This is a genomic window from Pseudomonas simiae, assembly GCF_000934565.1.
Taxonomy (GTDB): Bacteria; Pseudomonadota; Gammaproteobacteria; order Pseudomonadales; family Pseudomonadaceae; genus Aquipseudomonas; species Aquipseudomonas simiae.
Genome location: NZ_CP010896.1, coordinates 5,986,623 through 6,006,158, shown reverse-complemented (window position 1 = coordinate 6,006,158; position 19,536 = coordinate 5,986,623). Strand labels below are relative to the sequence as shown.

Below are 19,536 nucleotides of genomic sequence, written 5' to 3'. Positions count from 1 at the left end.
GCCGACTGACACTGCGCCTTCGCGAGCAAGCCCGCTCCCACAGTAGAGCGAGTTCGCTTTTACTTATGCACTTTTCGCCGAAGGCAGCTTCGATACCAGACGCAGCGACACGGTCAGCCCTTCGAGCTGGTAGTGCGGGCGCAGGTAGAACTTGGAGTTGTAGTACCCCGGGTTGCCTTCCACTTCTTCCACGATCACTTCGGCGGCCGCCAATGGATGCTGGGCCTTGGTGGTTTCGGTGGAGTGCGCAGGGTCACCGTCAACGTAGTTGAGGATCCAGTCCTGCAACCAGCGCTGCATCTCGTCCTTCTCTTTGAAGGAACCGATCTTGTCGCGCACGATGCACTTCAAGTAGTGGGCGAAGCGGCAGGTGGCGAACAGGTACGGCAGGCGCGCGGCCAGGTTGGCGTTGGCGGTGGCGTCCGGGTCATCGTATTCGGCCGGCTTCTGCAACGACTGGGCGCCAATGAACGCGGCGAAGTCAGTGTTTTTCTTGTGCAGCAGCGGCATGAAACCGTTCTTCGCCAGCTCCGCTTCACGGCGGTCGCTGATGGCGATTTCGGTCGGGCACTTCATGTCCACGCCACCGTCATCGGTAGGGAACGTGTGCGCCGGCAGGTTTTCCACTTCACCGCCAGACTCGATGCCACGGATGCGCGAGCACCAGCCGTAGTGCTTGAACGAACGATTGATGTTCACTGCCATCGCGTACGCGGCGTTGGCCCAGGTGTACTTGGAGCTGTCGGCACCGTCGGTGTTTTCTTCGAAGGCGAAGGCTTCCACCGGGTCGGTCTTGGCGCCGTACGGCAGGCGTGCCAGGAAACGCGGCATGGTCAGGCCGATGTAGCGCGAATCTTCCGACTCACGCAGCGAGCGCCAGCCAGCGTATTCCGGGGTGGTGAAGATCTTGGTCAGGTCGCGCGGGTTTGACAGTTCCTGCCACGAGCCCATGCCCATCACGGTCGGCGAAGCGGCAGCGATAAACGGGGAGTGCATGGCGGCGCAGACTTTCGACAGTTCGCCCAGCAGTTCCACATCCGGTGGCGACTGGTCGAAGTAGTAGTCGCCCACCAGGCAGCCGTATGGCTCGCCGCCGAACTGACCGTATTCTTCTTCGTACATCTTCTTGAAGATCGGGCTCTGGTCCCATGCGGTACCCTTGAATTTCTTCAGGGTCTTGTGCAGGTCCGGCTTGGAGATGTTGAGCACGCGAATCTTCAGCTGCTCATCGCTCTCGGTGTTGTTGACCAGATAGTGCAGGCCGCGCCAGGCGCTTTCCAACTGCTGGAAATCCTGGTGGTGGATGATCTGGTTGACCTGGGCGGTCAGCTTGGCGTCGATGGCGGCGATGATCGATTCGATCGACTTGATCGCGTCATTGGACACCAGGTCGGTTTGTGCCAAAGCCTGTTCGGCCAAGGTGCGTACGGCGGTTTCCACGGCTTCGCGGGCACGCTCGGTCTTGGGCTTGAACTCTTGCAGCAGCAGGTTGGCGAACTCGCTGGCTTCTTCGGTGGCACCCAGGATCTGGCTGCCTTCGCGGGCGGTATTGTCGGTCATGATTACTGATCCCCTGCAGGCTTGGGCGCGCTGGCAAGTGCCTGAAGCAGTGCCGGGTCCTTGATCGCCTTCATGATGATTTCTTCAGCGCCAGTCTTGCCGTCCATGTAGGTCAGCAGGTTGGCCAGCTGGGTGCGGGCTTCGAGCAGTTGGTTCAGCGAGTCGACCTTGCGGGCCACGGCGGCCGGGCTGAAGTCGTCCATGCTTTCGAAGGTGATGTCCAGGCTCAGGTTGCCTTCGCCGGTCAGTTCGTTCGGTACGTGGAACGCCACGCGCGGCTGCATGGCCTTGAGGCGTGAGTCGAAGTTGTCGACGTCCACCTCAAGAAACTTGCGGTCGGCCACTGGCGCCAGAGGCTCGGCGGGCTTGCCGGCGAGGTCGGCCATCACACCCATCACGAAGGGCAGCTGGACCTTTTTTTCGGCGCCGTAAAGCTCGACGTCGTACTCGATCTGCACTCGAGGCGCGCGGTTGCGCGCGATGAATTTCTGAGAACTTTGCTTCGCCACGTTGCTGCTCCTGGTCGCTTGAGCGACGGTGTTGTTACTGCACAGTCGGGCGGCTTACTCGCCGTCCGGGCCACGCAGGTTTTCAAATTGGGACATGCCGTCGGGAATCAGATTGCGCACGATGGCCGCAAAGTCGGCATGCACCAGATTCTTGGCCCGGTTCAACAGCACCGGCAGCGGGCTCGAAGGCTCGTGCCGGGTGTAGTACGCAAGGATCTTGTCGAGGCTGCGCAGCACATCGTCGCGGCTGGCGATATCGCCAGCGGGGCGAGGTGCTGCGGGGGCGGCGGCGACGTCGACCGAGGGGGCATTGTCGTCACTGACGGCCTCGGGTTCGCTGCTGCCAGCGGTGCCGGGCACCGCTTGGTTGAGTATCTGCAACGCCTGCTTGAGCGGTTGCTTCAAGGCACTGAGGTCCACGCCTTGGGCGGAACCGACCTGATCGTTGACCTGTTGTTCGATGGCTTCGCACGCCGCACGCGCTGCAATCAGGGCGTCGCGGGTGGCCTGCAGTTGCTCGGGGTCGCTGTCGAGGAACGCGGCGTTGAGTTGCTGGGCGCCGAGTTGTTCATCGGGAAAGTTCAACAGGCCGCTGGCGTTGAGCGCCGCGCGAAGGGTCACGGGGCCGAAGGTGCGCGAGCGCGTGAGGATGCTTTCGCGCAGCAGGCGGATGTTGGTGTCGCAGGTCAGGCCGGTGAGGGCGTTGATGCGCACGGTGGGGTCGTTATCGTCGTCGGCGTCCAGGCGCGGGTGCAGGTCGGCCCAGTAGTCGCGCAGCAGGGCGTCGATCAGCGTCAGGGCTTCGGCCAGGCCGGCCACGCCCTGGAGGGCGAGGGCGCTTTGCAACAGGAAATGAGTGATGCGCAGGTCTTTGCTGCGCGCGAGCAAGTCGAGGCTTTGCTGCTGGATGCTGCGCCATTCCGGCGGTTCAGCGGGCAGGATGGCGTCGCCCATGCTGCGCTCGGGTTGGCCCTTGGCATCACGCTCCAATTGCAGAAATTGCGCGTCATATTCCATGTCTTCGCCACAAGGCGAAGTCGCGGAAACGGCGGTGAGCAGCAACGGCACATCCACTGAATTTGATCTCCCTATCAGCCCGTTAGATGGCGGGCAATTCATGCATTAGTTGCGCGAGGAACTTTGCATGTTTTCTTGGTCATATAAGCAAGATGCCACTAATGTGCCATCACTGGTATTCAAGAAGTTGTGCATTTTTGGTGTAGTACTTAGGGCTTGTCAAGGTAAGCTATTCGCCCTCTGTGACAGATGTGCGGTGCTTAACAACCTGCGCGACTGGTGGGTCGAACGACGCACCGGGACAGGATTTTTGTCATAGAGCCCAGTTAAGATCAGCGATCATGCTGGTATTGACAGGTTTTGGACGGTCGATTGCTCGACCTGATGGGGATACCCCGGGAAGCGCTGTTCCGGGAATCGACCGCGCGCGAAGTATCAGCAAGGAGGCAAGATGTCGCTGTGCTTGACTATCACTAGTTATCACAAGATTACCCCTGGGCAGTGCTCCGAAAAGTCCATGAATCAGGGCGCGATGGCTATCGGCCGCAGCTCGGATAATGACTGGGTATTGCCTGATCCAGAGCGCCTGGTGTCCTCGCAACATTGCGTTATTCAATACAAAGATGGCCGCTATTATTTAACCGATAACAGCACAAATGGTGTGGAGTTGGTTAAAGCCGGTATTCGTATGCGCCGGGGTAATAGTGAACTGTTGCAAGATGGTGAACTGATCCGCATCGGCGATTACGAGATCCAGGCGCGCATCGACTTCAACGTGCAATCCATCGACAGTCAGCCGTTTACCGGCGATGCACCGAACAGTTTTGAAGCGCTGATGGGCGCTGTGGTGAACACGCCCGCGCCCGTCGCCACGCCGGTGATTGCGCCGCAGTTCCAGGGAGCGTCCTCGATGGACACGCTGCCGGACCTGTTTGATTTCCTCAGCCCCACTGCCGTGCCGCCACCGACGGTGCCGGACCACGTGCCTTCCGAGCAACACGACTTCCGCCCGCCGACGCCGGTCGCGATGCCTGTGGCCGAGCCGCCTGTGGTATCGGGCGCGGTGATCCCCGAAGACTGGGACCTGTTTGGCGATGCGCCTGCGCCTGTCGTCAGTGCTCCACCACTGCCGACGCCACAGCCAGTCACCCCGCCGCCACCCGTGGTCGAGTCCATGCTCCCCGTGGCAGACAGCCAACAACCCGACCTCCTGCAAGCCTTCCTGCGCGGCGCTGGCCTGGACCAATTGCGCCTGGACAAAGCCCAGGCCGAGGCCCAGATGGAAAGCATCGGCCGAAGCTACCGCCTGATGGTCGAAGGCCTGATCGACGTGTTGCGTGCCCGCGCCAGCCTCAAGGGCGAGTTCCGCATGCAGCAGACGATGATTCAGCCTGCGGAAAACAATCCGTTGAAATTTGCCCCCAATGCTGATGAAGCGTTGCTGCTTTTGCTGCGTCACGGTAACCAAGCGTTTATGGCACCGGACCTCGCCGTGCGCGACAGTTTCAACGACTTGCGTGCCCACCAGTTGGCGGTGATGGCCGGCGTGGAAGCGGCCATCAAGCACTTGCTCAGCCGATTCGAACCGGCGCAATTGGAAGAACGCATGGGCAAGCCTGGCGGGCTGTCGAGCCTTTTCAATGGCTCGCGCCAGGCGCAGTACTGGCAACAGTTCACCGAGCTCTACAGCAATATTTCCCGCGAGGCCCAGGAAGACTTCCAGGACCTGTTCGGCCGTGAATTCAGCCGGGCCTACGAAGAGCACAGCGCACGACAGCGTCGGTAAAACCGCGCCGCAACACATGGATTAACGGATAGCTAAGTACGTCATTGAGGACGCAGGATGATTCCCAGGTTTTTACTCGCAGCCGCCACCTTGCTGCTGCTGACGGCGTGTGCCAAAGACGCCGCCAAACCCGAAACCACCGCCGAGGCCGAAGCGGATACGGCTGCCGTCGAGCTGCACTTTCACGCGATCAGCGGGCTCAACCCCGGCGCCAACGGCCAGGCCGCCCCGGTGCGGGTGCGCATCTTCGAACTGAAAAACGCCGCCACCTTCGCCCGCTCCGATTACTTCGCATTGGCCGACCGCGCCCAATCCACCCTTGGCCTGGACCTGCTGGACCAGGATGAAGTGATGGTGCAACCCGGCGAGCAACTGACCATCCAGCGCGATCTCGACCCGTCCACGCGCCAGATCGGTTTGCTCGTGGGCTATCGCGAGTTGGACCGCGCGCAGTGGCGCACGGTGATCAATGTGCCCGCGCGCCAATACACCGAATACCAGATCAGCCTCGATGTGCGTGCCGTGCGCGCCGACGTCGTGGTCACCCCATCCAGCCCTGCCCAATAAGAAGCAATCGGAGCCCCCATGTCCTGGAACAATCGCGTGGTCTGGTCGGAAGGCATGTTCATCGGAACGCAGCACTTCCAGCAGCATGACCGTTACCTGGAAAACCTGATCGACGCCCGTAGCCGCCCGCTGTCCGCAGGCAGTTGGGGTTTTTCCGAATTGCTGATCGACCAGGGCCTGCTGGCCCAGGGCAAGCTGGCGATTGTCTCGGCGCGCGGTCTGTTGCCCGACGGCACGCCGTTCAACATTCCCCAGGACGACCTGGCGCCGAGCCCGTTGAACATCGATGACAACCTGCGTGATGGCCTGGTGTACCTGGCGCTGCCGCTCAAGCGTGCCGGTGCTCGCGATACGGTGGATGAAGGCGAAGCCCTGGAAGCCGCGCGTTACGTGAGCCAGGTGCGCGAAGTGCGCGACGACAACGCACCGTTCGAAAACCGCGCTCCGGTGGCCGTGGGCGCCCGGGCCCTGCGCCTGCTGACCGCCCAGGATGGCATCAGCGATTACGCCGCCATCGGCCTGGTGCGCATCAAGGAAAAGCGCGCCGACCGCGCACTGGTACTCGACGACACCTACATCCCGCCGGTGCTGGACGTGGCCGCGAGCAAGCCACTGACGGCATTTCGCAGCGAACTGCTTGGCCTGCTGCACCAGCGCGGCGAAGCCCTGGCGGGGCGCGTGGTCGCCTCGGGCGCCGGTGGCGCATCGGAGATTGCCGACTTCATGCTGCTGCAACTGGTCAACCGTGCCCAACCGCTGATCCAGCATTTGAGCCAACTGAGCCCGCTGCACCCGGAGCGTTTCTTCAGCGAACTGGTGAGCCTGGCGGGTGAGTTCTCGACGTTCTCGACCTCGGGCCGACGCCCCCAGGAATACCCGCAGTATCAGCACGACGACCTGGCCCTGAGCTTTGCCCCAGTGATGGCCGCCCTGCGTGAAGCGCTGTCGATGCTGATCGACAGCAAGGCCACGCCGATCCCGATTGTCGAGAAAGCCTACGGTGTCCACGTGGCGATGCTGGCCGACAAGACCCTGCTCGATAGCGCCAGCTTCATTCTGGTGGTGCGTGCCGATGTCCCCGGCGAGACCCTGCGTGCGCGCTTCGGCCAGCAGAGCAAGGTCGGCTCGGTAGAGCACATCCGCGACCTGGTCAACCTGCAACTGCCGGGCATCACCCTGTTGCCTCTGCCCGTGGCGCCGCGCCAATTGCCGTACCACGCAGGTTCCACCTATTACGAGCTGGATCGCGGCAGCGAAGCCTGGCAACAGCTGGGCAACTCCGGCGGCTTCGCCTTCCACATCGCCGGGCAGTTCCCGGGCTTGAACCTGGCCTTCTGGGCGATCCGAGGATAATCCGCGATGCATCCCAATGATGATGACCGCACCCAGTTCATGCCGCGTCCCGGTGGCCGGGCGCCGGAACCTGCGCGTGCCGAACCTGCGCCTTTGGCCATGCCGGCCGCGCCGATGCTTACCGGCAAGAGCCAGGGCCTCAACCCGCTGGAAAGCGCCGCTGGCCCGCTGTTGGCACTGCTGACGCGCCTGCGCAACACCATCGCCCATCCAGCGCCGGCCAGCCTGCGCGCGCAGTTGCTGGCCTACCTGCGCCAGTTCGAAGAGCGTGCCGAAGCGGCCGGTATCGCCCGCAACGAAGTGCTGCTGGCCCGTTATGCGCTGTGCACCGCGCTGGATGAAGCGGTGTTGAGCACGCCCTGGGGCAGCACCAGTGACTGGGGTAAACAGAGCCTGTTGATCACCGTGCATAACGAAGCCTGGGGTGGCGAAAAGGTCTTCCAGTTGCTCGATCACTGCCTGCAAAGCCCACGGGAACGCCTGTATCTGCTGGAGCTGTTGTACCTGTGCATGTGCCTGGGTTTTGAAGGCCGCTACCGCGTGATGAACGACGGTCGCAGCCAGTTGGAAACCCTGCGTGAACGTACCGCTGCGGCCATTCGCAGTGCGCGTGGCGAACACGAGCGTGAGCTGTCGCCGCACTGGCGTGGCGTGACCGTTGCCCGTGATCGCCTGGCGCAATTCATGCCACCGTGGATCGCCGTGGCCATCGGTGTCGCGCTGCTGCTGGCGCTGCTGTTCGGCTTGCGCCTCAAGCTGGCGTCGGATGCCGAGCCGGTGTTCAAGAATATCCATGCCCTGGGCGAGATTCCGGTGCAGGCCATCGACCGCCCGGTGGCGCAGCCCAAAGTCATTGAACGCCCGCGCCTGGCTGGCTTCCTGGTGGAAGATATCAAGGCCGGGCGCGTTGCCGTTGAAGATGCAGTCGACCGTTCCGTGGTGACCATCCGTGGCGATGAACTGTTTGCGTCCGCCAGCTCGAGCATCGTCGATGACTACCAGCCACTGATGCTGCGCATCGCCGACGCCATCCGCAAGGTCAAGGGCCAGGTGCGCGTCACCGGACACAGCGACAATCGCCCGATTGCCACGCTGCGCTTCCCGTCCAACTGGGCGCTGTCCGAAGCGCGGGCCAAGTCGGTGCTGGAGATCCTGGCGGCCAAGACGGGCCAGGCGGATCGCTTCAGCGCCGAGGGTCGCAGCGACACCGAGCCGGTGGCGACCAACGCCACCGCCGAAGGCCGTGCCCGCAATCGTCGGGTTGAAATCACCGTATTGGCGGAGGGCGTCGAGTGAAGGCGTTTTTCAGTTTCATGATTCGCTGGGTGATCCCCGTGCTGGGCTTGATCGCGCTGAGCCTGATCATCTGGTTTGTGGGGCCGTTGCTCGACGTGCTGGTGCCGGAAGGGCGCCGCTGGGCGCTGATTATCCTGGTGTTCGCGGTGTGGATCGCCTACCGCGTGTTTCGCATCATCCAGGCGCGGCGCCAAGCGGCCGAAGTGATGCGCAGCCTGGCGGCAGAAACCCCGGCCGACCCCAACAGCGTTGCTACTGCCGAAGAGCTCACCACCCTGCGTCAGCGCATGGACGAGGCCCTGGCGCTGCTGAAAAAGGCCAAGTTGGGCGGCGACGAACGCCGCAACCTCTACGAGCTGCCGTGGTACGTGATCATCGGCCCTCCGGGTTCGGGCAAGACCACTGCGTTGGTCAACTCCGGCTTGCACTTCCCGTTGGCTGCCCAGTTGGGCGCCGGTGCCGTGCGCGGCGTCGGCGGTACGCGCAACTGCGACTGGTGGTTTACCGATCAAGCGGTGTTGCTCGACACCGCCGGCCGCTACACCACCCAGGACAGCAACTCCACGGTGGACAAAGCCGCGTGGCTGGGCTTTCTCGACCTGCTGAAAAAGCAGCGCTCGCGCCGCCCCATCGATGGTGCCTTCATTGCCATCAGCCTGTCGGACCTGTTGCTCGGCACCGACGCCGAGCGCGCCGCCCATGCCGCCGCTATCCGTCTGCGTATCCAGGAGCTGTACACCCAGCTGGGTGTGCGTTTCCCGATCTACCTGATGCTCACCAAACTCGACCTGGTGCCAGGGTTCATGGAGTTCTTCGACAACCTGAGCAAGGAAGAGCGCGCCCAGGTGTGGGGCATGACCTTTGCCCTGGACGACGGCAAAAACACTGACAGCCCGCTGGCGCACCTGCAAAGCGAGTTCGCCGGCCTGGAACAGCGCCTCAACGAACGTCTGGTCGAACGCCTGCAACAGGAGCGTGACCCGGCGCGGCGCGACCTGATCTACGGCTTCCCGCAGCAGTTCGGTGCGTTGAAGGATTGCCTGCAAAGCTTCCTCGAAGGTGTGTTCAAGCCCAATGCCTTTGAAGAGCGCGTGCTGCTGCGCGGTGTGTATTTCACCAGCGGCACCCAGGAAGGCAGCCCGATTGATCGCTTGATCGGTGCGATGGCGCAGAGCATGAACCTGGACCGCCAGCACCTGGCGCGTCAGAGCGGCACAGGGCGCAGTTACTTCATCGAAAAACTCTTCACCGCCGTGGCGTTTGCCGAGCGTGGCCTAGTGGGTGTGAACCCCAAGGTCGAGCGTCGACGCAAGTGGATTGCGCGCGGTGTGCTCGCCGCCACCGTTGCGTTGGTCGTGGTGGTCAGCAGTTTGTGGTGGGTGAGTTACCGCGCCAACCAGGCGTATATCGCCCAGGTCGACCAGAAGGTCGCGCCGCTGGGCCAGACTGTGCAGAACCTGAGCCCCGCGCAGCGTGACATCCTCGCTGTGCTGCCATTGCTCAACGCTGTGAAGAACCTGGCGGGCGACTCTCCAAGCTGGTCCGAAGGGTTGGGGCTGTACCAGGGCGACATGCTTGAAGCCGAGTCTGCCAGCGTCTACCGCAAGTTGTTGATCGCGGTGTTCGCACCACGCCTGGTGACGCGTATCGAAGAACAACTGCACGGCGGCGGCAATTCCGACTTCCTTTACGAAGGCCTCAAGGCCTACCTGATGCTCGCCGATTCCGAGCATTACGACCCGGACTTCATCAAGGCCTGGATCGCCCTCGACTGGGACCGCAACCTGCCACGAGACCTGCCGGCGGATCAGCGCCAGGCGCTGGCCGGGCACTTGCAGTCGCTGTTCGAACGCCATCCGCCCACTGCGCGCCTGGATCCCCGGCTGATCGACGACCTGCGTCGCCAGTTGCAACAACTGCCGGTGGCCCAACGTGTGTATGACCGGGTCAAGCGCCAGAAACTGCCTGAAGGCATCCCGGACTTTCGCCTCAACGAAGCCGCCGGGCGTGACGCTGCGCTGGTGTTCAGCCGCAAAAGTGGCAAGCCATTGGGCGAGCCGTTGAGTGGGTTCTTCACCGCCAAGGGCTATCGCCAGGCGTTTCTGCTGAGCAGCCTGAACCAGACCGGCACCCTCGCTGAAGAACAATGGGTGTTGGGGCACGAACAGGCCGACCAGCAGAACGTGGTGAGCCTGGCTGCCGATGTGCGGCGCCTGTATTTCCAGGATTACCAGCGCCAGTGGGATGCGTTGCTGGCGGATATCGACTTCGTGCCGATCACCAGCGTGGCCCAGGCGGCCGACGTGCTGCGGGTGATTTCCGGCCCGACCTCGCCGCTGAAAAAGCTGCTGGTGGCCGTGGCCAAGGAAACCGATCTGCAAGCCGAAGAACGCCAGTTGGCCGCCAAAGGCGTGCCGGTGGAAGGGGGGGTCGACAAGCTCAAGGAGCGCCTGGGCAGCCTGCTCGGCCAAGAGCAGCCGGCTGCGAATGCGCCAGCGGCGGCGGATGATCCTGTGACCGCGCACTTTGCCGAACTCAACAGCATCGTCAGCAAGAACGAAGGCGAGCCGGCGGCCATCGATGGCCTGCTCACGGACATGAATGCGCTGTATGTGCAGGTCAGCGCCATGGTCGGCGCCAGCGGCGACGCGTTGCTCGGTGAGGCGAAAAACCAAGCGGCGGCTGCGGCCACGCGCGTCAGCCTGAATGCCGAGCGCCAGCCACCGCTGGTGCAGGGCATGGTCAAGTCGGTGGTCAATTCCACCACCAATAGCATGATGGGCGGAGTGCGCAATCAACTGAACGCGGCCTGGGTCAGCGAAGTGGTCAACGTGTATCGCCAGTCGCTGGCCGGGCGTTACCCGATGTCGCCGGGCAGCGCGCGTGACGCGACCCTGGATGACTTCGGGCAGTTCTTTGGCGTGGGCGGGGTGATGGACAACTACTTCCGCAAGTACCTGCAGCCTTACGTCGACACGTCCGCGCAGACCTGGCGCTGGCAGCCGGGCGCGGCGCAGAAGCTTGGGATTGCGCCGGGTGTGCTGCAAACCTTCCAGCGTGCCGCGACCATTCGCGATGCGTTCTTCCGCGCCGGTGGCACCCAGCCGATTGTGCGTTTCGAACTCAAGCCGGTGTCGATGGACCCGACCATCACTCAGTTCCTGTTGGACCTCGACGGCCAACAACTGAGCTACGATCACGGCCCGAGCCGCCCGGTAGCGATGCAATGGCCAAACCCCGGCAGCATTGGCGTGGTGCGTATCTCCATCATGCCGCCGTCGGCCAGTGGCCGTTCCGGCGTGACCCTGGACGGGCCCTGGGCCTGGTTCCGCTTGTTGGAGCAGTCGGACCTTACCGCCGGTAACTCGCCGGACCGTTTCAACCTTCGCCTGCGCGTCGATGGCGCAAGCATCGCCTACGAATTGCGCGCCAACAGCGCCTTCAACCCGTTCAAGAGCCGCGTGCTCAGTGGCTTCAGCCTGCCGGAGCGGTTATGACGACTGTGGGTTTCTACGGCAAGTTGGCCAGCCGCGGTGACTTTGTCAGCCGCGCCTTGCCCCAGAGTTTCATCGGCCCATGGGACAGTTGGCTGGCAGCAGGTTTGCTTGCCAGTCAAAACAGCCTCGGCGGTGACTGGCTCAACACGTACCTGGTCAGCCCGTTGTGGCGTTTTGTGCTGGCGCCCGGGGTGTGCGGGCCGGACGCGGCGGCAGGCGTGGTGATGCCGAGCATCGATCGGGTCGGACGCTACTTCCCGCTGGCGGTGGTGGCGTTGCTCGATCACGACACCAATCCTGCCTCCCTGGTAGGTGGCCCGGACAGCTGGTTCGAGCAGACCGAAGCGCTGTTGCTCAGCACCCTGGATGCCGGGGCTACCTTCGAAAGCTTCAATGAAGGCCTCGATGCCCTGGGCCTCCCGTCGACTGAGTCGCGCGCGGTAGACAGCCGTTTCGCCGGCCTGCAACGGGTGGCCGCCACCGAACCGCACCAGCGTATGACCGCCCTCGCCGAACAGGCCTGCGACGGCGCGAGCCTGTGGTGGGGCCGTGGGTCACAACGTATTTCCCCTGGTTTGTTGCGGTGTCAGGGCCTGCCTGCCGCTGGCGATTTTGCGCAGTTTTTGCTCGGACAAGAAGGTGTGGTGTAGATGGGGTCGACGTACAAATCCGCGAGCAAAAGCCATGTGGGCATGGTCCGCCAGGTCAACGAAGACGCCTGCCTGGACCTGCCGGAAAACCGCCTGTGGGTGGTGGCCGACGGCATGGGCGGGCATGCGGCGGGGGACTATGTAAGCAGCCTGATCGTCGACAGCCTGCGCAGCGTGCCGGTAGGGCGTTCCCTGGATGAATACACCGCAGCGCTGCGTAATGACCTGCTGCGCATCAATGCCGCCGTGCGCGAAGAAACCGCCCACCGTGGCGTAACCATGATGGGCAGCACCGTGGTGCTGTTGGCCGCGCGTGGCTTGCGCGGCGTGTGCTTGTGGGCTGGCGACAGTCGCTTGTACCGCCTGCGCGATGGCGTGCTCGAAGGGATCTCCCGCGACCACAGTTACGTGCAAGACCTGCAAGACAGCGGTCTGCTCAGCGAAGCTGATGCGCGCACGCATCCACGCGCCAACATCGTCACCCGAGCGATTGGCGTGGAGGCGTACCTGGAATTGGCGGTGGTCGACCTGCTGATCGCCCCCGGTGACAGCTACCTGTTGTGCAGCGACGGCCTGAACAAGACCGTTGAAGACCATGAAATCCGCGAAGTCCTGGGCCACGACACGCCGGATGAAATCGTGCGCAGCCTGGTGCATCTGGGGCTCAGCCGGGGTGCGCCGGACAACATCACTGCCATCGTCGTGAAGGTATCACCATGAACATCGTCATCCCGGGTTATGACATCGAAGGCGAAATTGGCGAAGGCGCCATGGCCAGCGTGTACCTGGCGACCCAGCGTTCCCTGGAGCGCAAAGTGGCCTTGAAGGTGATGGCGGCGGCATTGGCGGCCGACCCGAGCTTCTGCGAGCGCTTCCTGCGCGAGGGCAAGACCCTGGCGCGCTTGTCGCATCCGCACACGGTGACCATCCATGACATCGGCAATGTCGGTGAGCTGTACTACATGGCCATGGAATACCTGCCCAACGGCACGCTCAAAGAGCGCATCGCCGCCGGCATGACGCCGGAGCAGGGGGTGACGCTGATCCGCCAGATCGCCTCGGCACTGGGCTATGCCCATGCTCAGGGCCTGGTACACCGCGATGTGAAACCGGCGAACATTCTGTTCCGCGCGGATGGCACGGCAGTGTTGTCCGACTTTGGTATCGCCAAGTCGCTGGATGATCGCACCCAGTTCACCCAGGCCGGGTTTGCCGTGGGCACGCCGAGCTATATGAGCCCGGAGCAGGCGCGGGGCCAAGAGATTGATGGTCGGGCGGACTTGTACGCGCTGGGCGTGGTGCTTTACGAGATTCTCGTCGGCAAGCTGCCGTACACCGGCACGGATGCACTGTCGACGGCGCTGGCGCACCTGACCGAACCGCTGCCCGAATTACCGGTGCACCACGGCCGTTATCAGGACGTGCTGCGCAAGCTGTTGGCCAAGGATCCCGCGGAGCGTTTTCCGGATGCGGCGGCGTTGTTACAGGCGTTGGATAACCTGCCGTCGGAGTCGCCGGAAGCCACGTTAGTGCGGCCGCTGCCGATCCCGATGAGTTTTGATTTAGCCGGCATCACCCCGGAATCCATCGAAATCCCTACCGAAAAACCCCAGCCGGTGCGCCAACCGGTGGTGCCGCCGATCCAGCACAGCGAGCAGCGCCGTGGTCCGGTGTTGGCACTGGCCGCTGTTGCGGTGGCGGTTGCGTTGGCCATTGGTGGCGCGAGCTATTGGTGGTTGAGTGGCGGCGATGAGCCTGTGGCCAAACCGCCCGCTGCGGCAGTGCCTGCGGTGGCTTCGCCTGTGGCCGAAGCGGATGGCGGTCAACGTCCGTTGCTCATGGCAGGCAAGAAGACGCTGTTCCAGCGCGTGCTCAGCAAGCCGGGCGCCAAGCTGTCCGCTGACGCCGGCAGCGCGCCGGGCAAAGCCCTGCCGGCGTTCTCCGTGCTCTACGTCTACCAACGCAAGGACGTTGACGGCAGCCCGTGGGTACGTGTCGGCGCCGCCACCGATGGTCGCAGTGACGGTTGGTTGCCTGCGTCCCAGGTCAGCGACTGGAAGCAGAGCCTGGTGCTCAAATTCACCGAGCGTTCGGGGCGGGCGCCGGTGATGTTCCTGCGCCAATCCGCTGAAGTGGAAAAGCTGCTGGCTGACCCGGCCGCCGCCAAAGGCGTACTGGCCAAGGCGCAGAAAAACAGCGAAGACAACAGCCAGATCCTGGCGCTGGAGCCGGCCGCCAGCGCCGTGCCGCAAAACCAGTTCTACCTGCTGCCGATCTTCGACGCCAAAGAGAGCTTCGACGAAAACGGCCAGCCGGTGCAGTTGCTCAATGTGGCCTCCATCGACCCAGGCACCAGCGCCGCCAAACCGGCTACACCGGTGATCAGCGCCAATGCCGACGCCTTTCGCACGGCGGTGGTTCTCGTGGTCGATACCACCGTTTCCATGCAGCCCTACATCGACCAGGTCCGCGACGTCGTGCATGAGCTGCAAACCCGTATCGGCGAGCGGGGCGAGTTGGACAGCGTGAGCTTCGGCATGGTGGGCTTTCGCAGCAGCATCAAGAAAACCCCAGGCCTGGAATACGTCGCCAAGACCCTGATCACCCTCGACCAGGGCCGTGACCCGCAGCGTTTCCTCGACATGGCGCGCCAGGTCAAGGCGTCCACTGTGTCCAGCCACTCGTTCAACGAAGACGCGTTTGCCGGGGTGATGCAGGCGGTGGATGGCATGGATTGGTCCGGCTATGGCGGACGCATCATTCTGCTGGTCACCGATGCGGGTGCGCTGCGCAAGAACGATCCCTTTGCCGCCACCCAGATGAACGAAGCCGAAGTGCGCCAGGCCGCGTTGGGCAAGCAGATCAAGATCTACGCCCTGCACTTGCGCACCGACGCCGGCAAGAAAACCCATGCCGGCGCCGAGAGCCAGTACCGCATCCTCACCGCCGACGCCAACCCGCAGATCGGCGACCTCTACACCGCGGTGCCCGGTGGCGACGTGCGCAAACTCGGTGAGCGTGTGGATGAGATCGGTACGGTGTTCGCCAACCTGGTGCACCAGGTGCGCAGCAACACGCCGCAGCCGGTGCCGTTGCTGAACAGCGCACCGAGCCTGGCGGACAAATCCGCCGCCGTCGGTTATGCCATGCACATGGATTTCCTCGGTCGCAAAACCGCAAGCCAGGCGCCGCAACTGGTCAGCGCCTGGACCGCCGACCGCGACCTGACCAACCCGGCACTGCCGGCGTTCCAGGTGTGCGTGATGCTGACCAAGCTGCAGCTCAACGATCTGCAGCAGTCGCTGAAGTTGATCGTCGACGCGGCGCGCAAGACGCAGACCTCGCCCAAGGACTTCTTTCAGGAAATCGCCAGCGCTTCGGCCTACATGAGTCGCGACCCGCAGGCCCTGCGCAAGGGCGGCAACCTGGCCGACGGCGGCATTCTCGGCGAATACCTGGAAGGCCTGCCGTACCGCAGCAAGTCGCTGAACATGACCCAGGACCTGTGGTTGTCGTTGAGCGTGGCCGAGCAGGAAGACTTCATCGATGAGCTGGACTCGAAGATCCGCCTCTACGAAACCTTCCACAATGACCTGGCCAACTGGGTCCGTTTCGGCGATGCCGAGCCGGGCGATGCGTTGTACCGCGTGCCGTTGTCGACGTTGCCGTAATGCTGAACCTGAGCGCGGTGCACAAGAGCCGAGGCGTCGGTAGCCAGCGCTATAGCCTGGTGATCCCGGCGCTGGCGCTGCGTGCGGGTGAGCAACTGGCGATTGTCGGGCCCAGTGGTTGCGGCAAGAGCACCTTGCTGGATTTACTGGCGCTGGTATTGGCGCCGGATCAGGTCGGGCAGTTCGAATTCCATCAGCAGGACATAGCCGGGCTGTGGCACGGCGATCAGCAATCCACCCTGGCCGCGCTGCGTAGCCAGCATCTGGGGTATGTGCTGCAAACCGGCGGTCTGCTGGGGTTTCTCGATGTGCGCGGCAATATCGCGTTGTCCCGGCAACTGTTGGGTTTGAAGGACGATGGCAGCGTGGCGCGCCTGGCCGAGCAGTTGGAGATCAGCGACCAGTTGACCAAGAAGCCGACGGCGCTTTCGGTGGGCCAACGCCAACGCGTCAGCTGTGCCCGCGCCCTGGCCCATGCGCCACAACTGGTGCTGGCGGATGAACCGACGGCGTCCCTCGACCCCTTGAATGCCGAGCGCGTGATGCAGGCGTTGCTGGCCCAGGCTCGCGAACACCGTGCGGCGTGTGTGATCGCTACCCATGATGAACCCCTGGCCCGCGCCAGTGGCTTGCAGGTGCGGCGCATCAGTTGCCGTCGCGACGCCGATGGCGGCGTTACGGCGACCCTCGGGGAGGTGTGCTGATGCGCATCGGTCTGGTGGCGTCGCTGGCCTGGCAGGACTATCGCAACGATGCCTGGCTGTCCGCCTGTTCGGTGCTGGCGCTGGTCGCCGTCATCGCACCGTTGTTGGTGTTATTCGGCCTGAAATTTGGACTGGTTAGCAGTTTGACCGAACGTTTGCAGACCGACCCCGCCACCCGTGAAATTATTCCGCTGGGCGGTGGTCGATTCAGCAGCGCCTTTATCGAGCAGCTCGGTCAGCGCAACGATGTGGCATTCGCGCTGCCGCGTACGCGGCAGATTGCGGCGACCGCGCAGGTGGGCACGCTGGTCCTGGAGATGCTACCGACCGCCTCGGGTGACCCGTTGCTGGCCGGCCTGCCGGTGCCGCAGGGCCTGGGTCAGATCGTGCTGAGCCACACCGCCGCCGAGAAGCTTGCGGCGCGGCCAGGGGATTGGCTGGAAACCAGCTTTGCACGGCAAGTGGCGGGACGCGTGGAAGCCCAACGCACGCGCTTGCAGGTGCTGGCGGTATTGCCGTTGGAAGCCTTTGCCCGTGACGGCTTGTTTGCCGATCTGAAACTGCTGGAAGGGGCGGAAGACTACCGCGACGGTCGTGCAGTGCCCGCGTTGGGTTGGAGCGGTGAGGCGGTGGGGACGAATGAGCAGCGGGTTTACCCGGCGTTTCGCTTGTATGCCCGTAACCTCACTGATGTGGAGCCGCTGCGGGTGTACTTCGCGGGGCAGAATTTATTAGTGTCGACCCAGGCACAGACTATCGCGCAGGTGCAGTCGTTGAGCCGCAACCTGTCGATCGTGTTCTGGGTGATCTGCGGCTTGGCGTTGGCGGGGGCGTTTGCGGCGATCTTTGCCGGGGCCCTGGCCGCCGTCGCGCGCAAGCGGCGGGAATTGTCGGTGCTGCGCCTGCTGGGGTTTTCCACGGGCGGGCTGCTGTTGTTCGTGGTGGTGCAGGCGCTGTACAGCGCAGGGTTTGCTGCCGTGCTCGGTGCTGGGCTGTATGGCGTGGCCGAGGCGGCGTTGAATAAGCTTTTTGTGCAGGTGCCGGGCGAATACGCCAGCCACCTGTTGGCGCGTCATTACGGCCTGGCCCTGATTGCAGTCATGGGCGTCAGCGCCGTGGCGGCGGCCTGTGGTGGTTGGCGAGTGGCGCGGATCCAGGCTTCTGAAGGAATCAGAGATGTTTAAGTTACTGGGCGCCTGTGTGGCGCTGAGCCTGGCCTCAATGGCCTGGGCCGACGAGGCAAGCGACAAGCTCGACAACCCCAAGCCGTTGGAAGGCGACGTCAGCCTGCCGCTGCCGTGCGAAGGCAACATGGTGTTCCGCTATGCCTATGTGCTGGCCCAGGGCTCCCTGGACGACCGCGAAATCAACCTCGGCTACCCCTTTGCCGAAGGCGAGGCGGGCTATCAGCAGTCGTTTATTTCCGGCTACCGCCGCGACTTCATCAATGGCCAGTTCACCCTCAAGGATCTCCCGAAAGACTGGAACAAAGTCATCGCGCCGTTGATGCCGAAGACCGACGCCAAGACCCCGCTCAAGCCCATGTTGTACTTCATCGGCAAGTACGAAGTGACCGCACGCCAGTACGCCCAGGTGATGTCCCAGGCCCAGTCGCTGGCCAGCGGTGAACCCGCGCCTGCGTGCGATGCGCCCACTGGCATGGCCGCGCGCTTGCCCAAGGTGAAGCTGTCGCGCTTTGAGGCCGAGCGTTTCTCGGCGGTGTACAGCGCCTGGCTGATGAAATACCACCGTGAGCTACTGCCGGTGAGTGGTCGCGGCTCTTCGTCGGATGACGGTGGCCTCGGTTTTGTGCGCCTGCCCACCGAAGTGGAGTGGGAATTCGCCGCACGCGGCGGCCATGCGGTCAGCCGCCAGGACTTGGAAGGGCGCCTGTTCCCCCGTCGTGTCGACGGCAGTGACAGCGACGGCCCGCTCGGCGATTACGCTGTGTTCAACCAGGTGGCCGGCGGCACCGGCCAAGCCGCGCGCCTGATGCCTATCGGCACCAAATTGCCCAACCCGATTGGCCTGTTTGATGTGATCGGCAATGCGGCCGAAATGGTCCAGGAGTCCTTCCAGCTGGTGCACGCCGGACGTCGCCAGGGCGCTTATGGCGGCTTTGTGGTCAAGGGCGGCAACTACCTCGAAGGCGAGGGCACGCTGTTTACCGGCATGCGCCGTGAGTACCCACTGTTCGCCGCCGACGGCACCGAGCAAAGCAACGAGACCACCGGTTTTCGCGTGGCGATCGGCGCACTGTCGGCACCGCGTTCGCGCTACAAGGAACTGTTCGCCCAGTGGCAGAAAGAAGGTCGCCTCGCCTCGCTGACCGACGCCATCGACGACGCCCAGGACCCGACCAAGCGCCTGGACAGCATCATCGCCGCCAGCGTCGACCCCAAGCTGCAAGCCGAGCTGGGGTTGGTCAATGAAGAGCTCAAGCGCAACGTCTCGCTGATCGCCCAGCAACGCGAAGAGGCGGCGGGCAACCTGATCCAGTCGGCCGCGTTGGTGGCCGAAACCATCGCCAACTACAACATCCGCCTGGCCAACCTGCAGAAGAGTCGCCAGCAGGCCCAGGACAACAAGGACGAGGCCAGCGCGCAGCTGTTTGACATGGCCATCACCAATGGCCGCAGCGCGCTCGATGGCGCGGTGGCGATTTATATCGACAACCTGGCCACCGGCACGCGTTACACCGATGCGGTGATCCAGGCGCAGTTTCAACGGATCAAGGAGGAGTTGGATCGCAAGCCGGTGCTCGGCAAGAGCCTGGTGACGCGCGCAACACTGTTCGTTCGCCATGTTGGCAACTACCGCAAGCAACAGCGGGCCGACCCGGCAACGATCTTGAAGGAACTGCTCGCAGCGAGCGGTCAGCGATGAGCGCTGGCTGTATGGCGAGCTTGGAAGGGACTCAGGCGGC

At 63.5% G+C, this 19,536-nt stretch carries 14 protein-coding genes; 11 read left to right on the top strand and 3 right to left on the bottom strand.

Features of this window, described 5'->3' with window-relative positions; genetic code table 11:
• Positions 1–63: 63 nt before the first annotated feature.
• Genes tssC through tssA form a run of 3 tightly spaced genes read right to left on the bottom strand, consistent with a single transcriptional unit; the run spans position 64 to position 3,143 of the window.
• On the bottom strand, positions 64–1,560 hold the full coding sequence (gene tssC / locus PF1751_RS27415; protein WP_010207548.1) for a type VI secretion system contractile sheath large subunit: 1,497 nt from the start codon (positions 1,558–1,560) through the stop codon (positions 64–66).
• Positions 1,561–1,562: 2 nt separating this feature from the next.
• A complete protein-coding gene (tssB, locus tag PF1751_RS27410; protein WP_010207547.1) occupies positions 1,563–2,069 on the bottom strand; it encodes a type VI secretion system contractile sheath small subunit in 507 nt (168 codons plus the stop codon).
• 54 nt (positions 2,070–2,123) lie between these two features.
• On the bottom strand, positions 2,124–3,143 hold the full coding sequence (gene tssA, locus PF1751_RS27405; protein ID WP_010207546.1) for a type VI secretion system protein TssA: 1,020 nt from the start codon (positions 3,141–3,143) through the stop codon (positions 2,124–2,126).
• A gap of 394 nt (positions 3,144–3,537) precedes the next feature.
• Here tssA and tagH point away from each other — a divergent pair, with 394 nt between their 5' ends.
• Genes tagH through PF1751_RS27350 form a run of 11 tightly spaced genes read left to right on the top strand, consistent with a single transcriptional unit; the run spans position 3,538 to position 19,496 of the window.
• Positions 3,538–4,872: a type VI secretion system-associated FHA domain protein TagH gene (gene tagH / locus PF1751_RS27400; RefSeq protein ID WP_038454043.1), complete on the top strand. Its 1,335-nt coding sequence runs from the start codon at positions 3,538–3,540 to the stop codon at positions 4,870–4,872.
• Between the two features lie 57 nt (positions 4,873–4,929).
• Positions 4,930–5,439, top strand: a complete 510-nt coding sequence (tssJ, locus tag PF1751_RS27395; protein WP_021492587.1) for a type VI secretion system lipoprotein TssJ — start codon at positions 4,930–4,932, stop codon at positions 5,437–5,439.
• 18 nt (positions 5,440–5,457) lie between these two features.
• Positions 5,458–6,792: a type VI secretion system baseplate subunit TssK gene (gene tssK, locus PF1751_RS27390; protein WP_010207541.1), complete on the top strand. Its 1,335-nt coding sequence runs from the start codon at positions 5,458–5,460 to the stop codon at positions 6,790–6,792.
• 6 nt (positions 6,793–6,798) lie between these two features.
• Positions 6,799–8,088: a DotU family type VI secretion system protein gene (locus PF1751_RS27385; protein WP_010207539.1), complete on the top strand. Its 1,290-nt coding sequence runs from the start codon at positions 6,799–6,801 to the stop codon at positions 8,086–8,088.
• A complete protein-coding gene (tssM, locus tag PF1751_RS27380) occupies positions 8,085–11,585 on the top strand; it encodes a type VI secretion system membrane subunit TssM (protein ID WP_010207538.1) in 3,501 nt (1,166 codons plus the stop codon). Before PF1751_RS27385 ends, tssM begins: the two co-directional genes overlap by 4 nt.
• Positions 11,582–12,235 carry a type VI secretion system-associated protein TagF gene (gene tagF / locus PF1751_RS27375; protein ID WP_010207537.1) on the top strand — a complete coding sequence of 218 codons (654 nt, stop codon included), beginning with the start codon at positions 11,582–11,584 and terminating at the stop codon, positions 12,233–12,235. The genes tssM and tagF overlap by 4 nt, the downstream gene beginning before the upstream one ends.
• A complete protein-coding gene (locus PF1751_RS27370) occupies positions 12,236–12,955 on the top strand; it encodes a PP2C family protein-serine/threonine phosphatase (protein WP_010207536.1) in 720 nt (239 codons plus the stop codon).
• Positions 12,952–15,906: a serine/threonine-protein kinase gene (locus tag PF1751_RS27365; protein WP_010207535.1), complete on the top strand. Its 2,955-nt coding sequence runs from the start codon at positions 12,952–12,954 to the stop codon at positions 15,904–15,906. Before PF1751_RS27370 ends, PF1751_RS27365 begins: the two co-directional genes overlap by 4 nt.
• On the top strand, positions 15,906–16,610 hold the full coding sequence (locus tag PF1751_RS27360) for an ABC transporter ATP-binding protein (RefSeq protein WP_010207533.1): 705 nt from the start codon (positions 15,906–15,908) through the stop codon (positions 16,608–16,610). Before PF1751_RS27365 ends, PF1751_RS27360 begins: the two co-directional genes overlap by 1 nt.
• Entirely contained in the window at positions 16,610–17,794 is a 1,185-nt protein-coding gene (locus tag PF1751_RS27355; protein ID WP_010207532.1) for an ABC transporter permease family protein, read from the top strand. Before PF1751_RS27360 ends, PF1751_RS27355 begins: the two co-directional genes overlap by 1 nt.
• Positions 17,787–19,496, top strand: coding sequence for a formylglycine-generating enzyme family protein (locus PF1751_RS27350; RefSeq protein ID WP_044288068.1), 1,710 nt, complete (start codon positions 17,787–17,789; stop codon positions 19,494–19,496). The genes PF1751_RS27355 and PF1751_RS27350 overlap by 8 nt, the downstream gene beginning before the upstream one ends.
• Positions 19,497–19,536 lie beyond the last annotated feature (40 nt).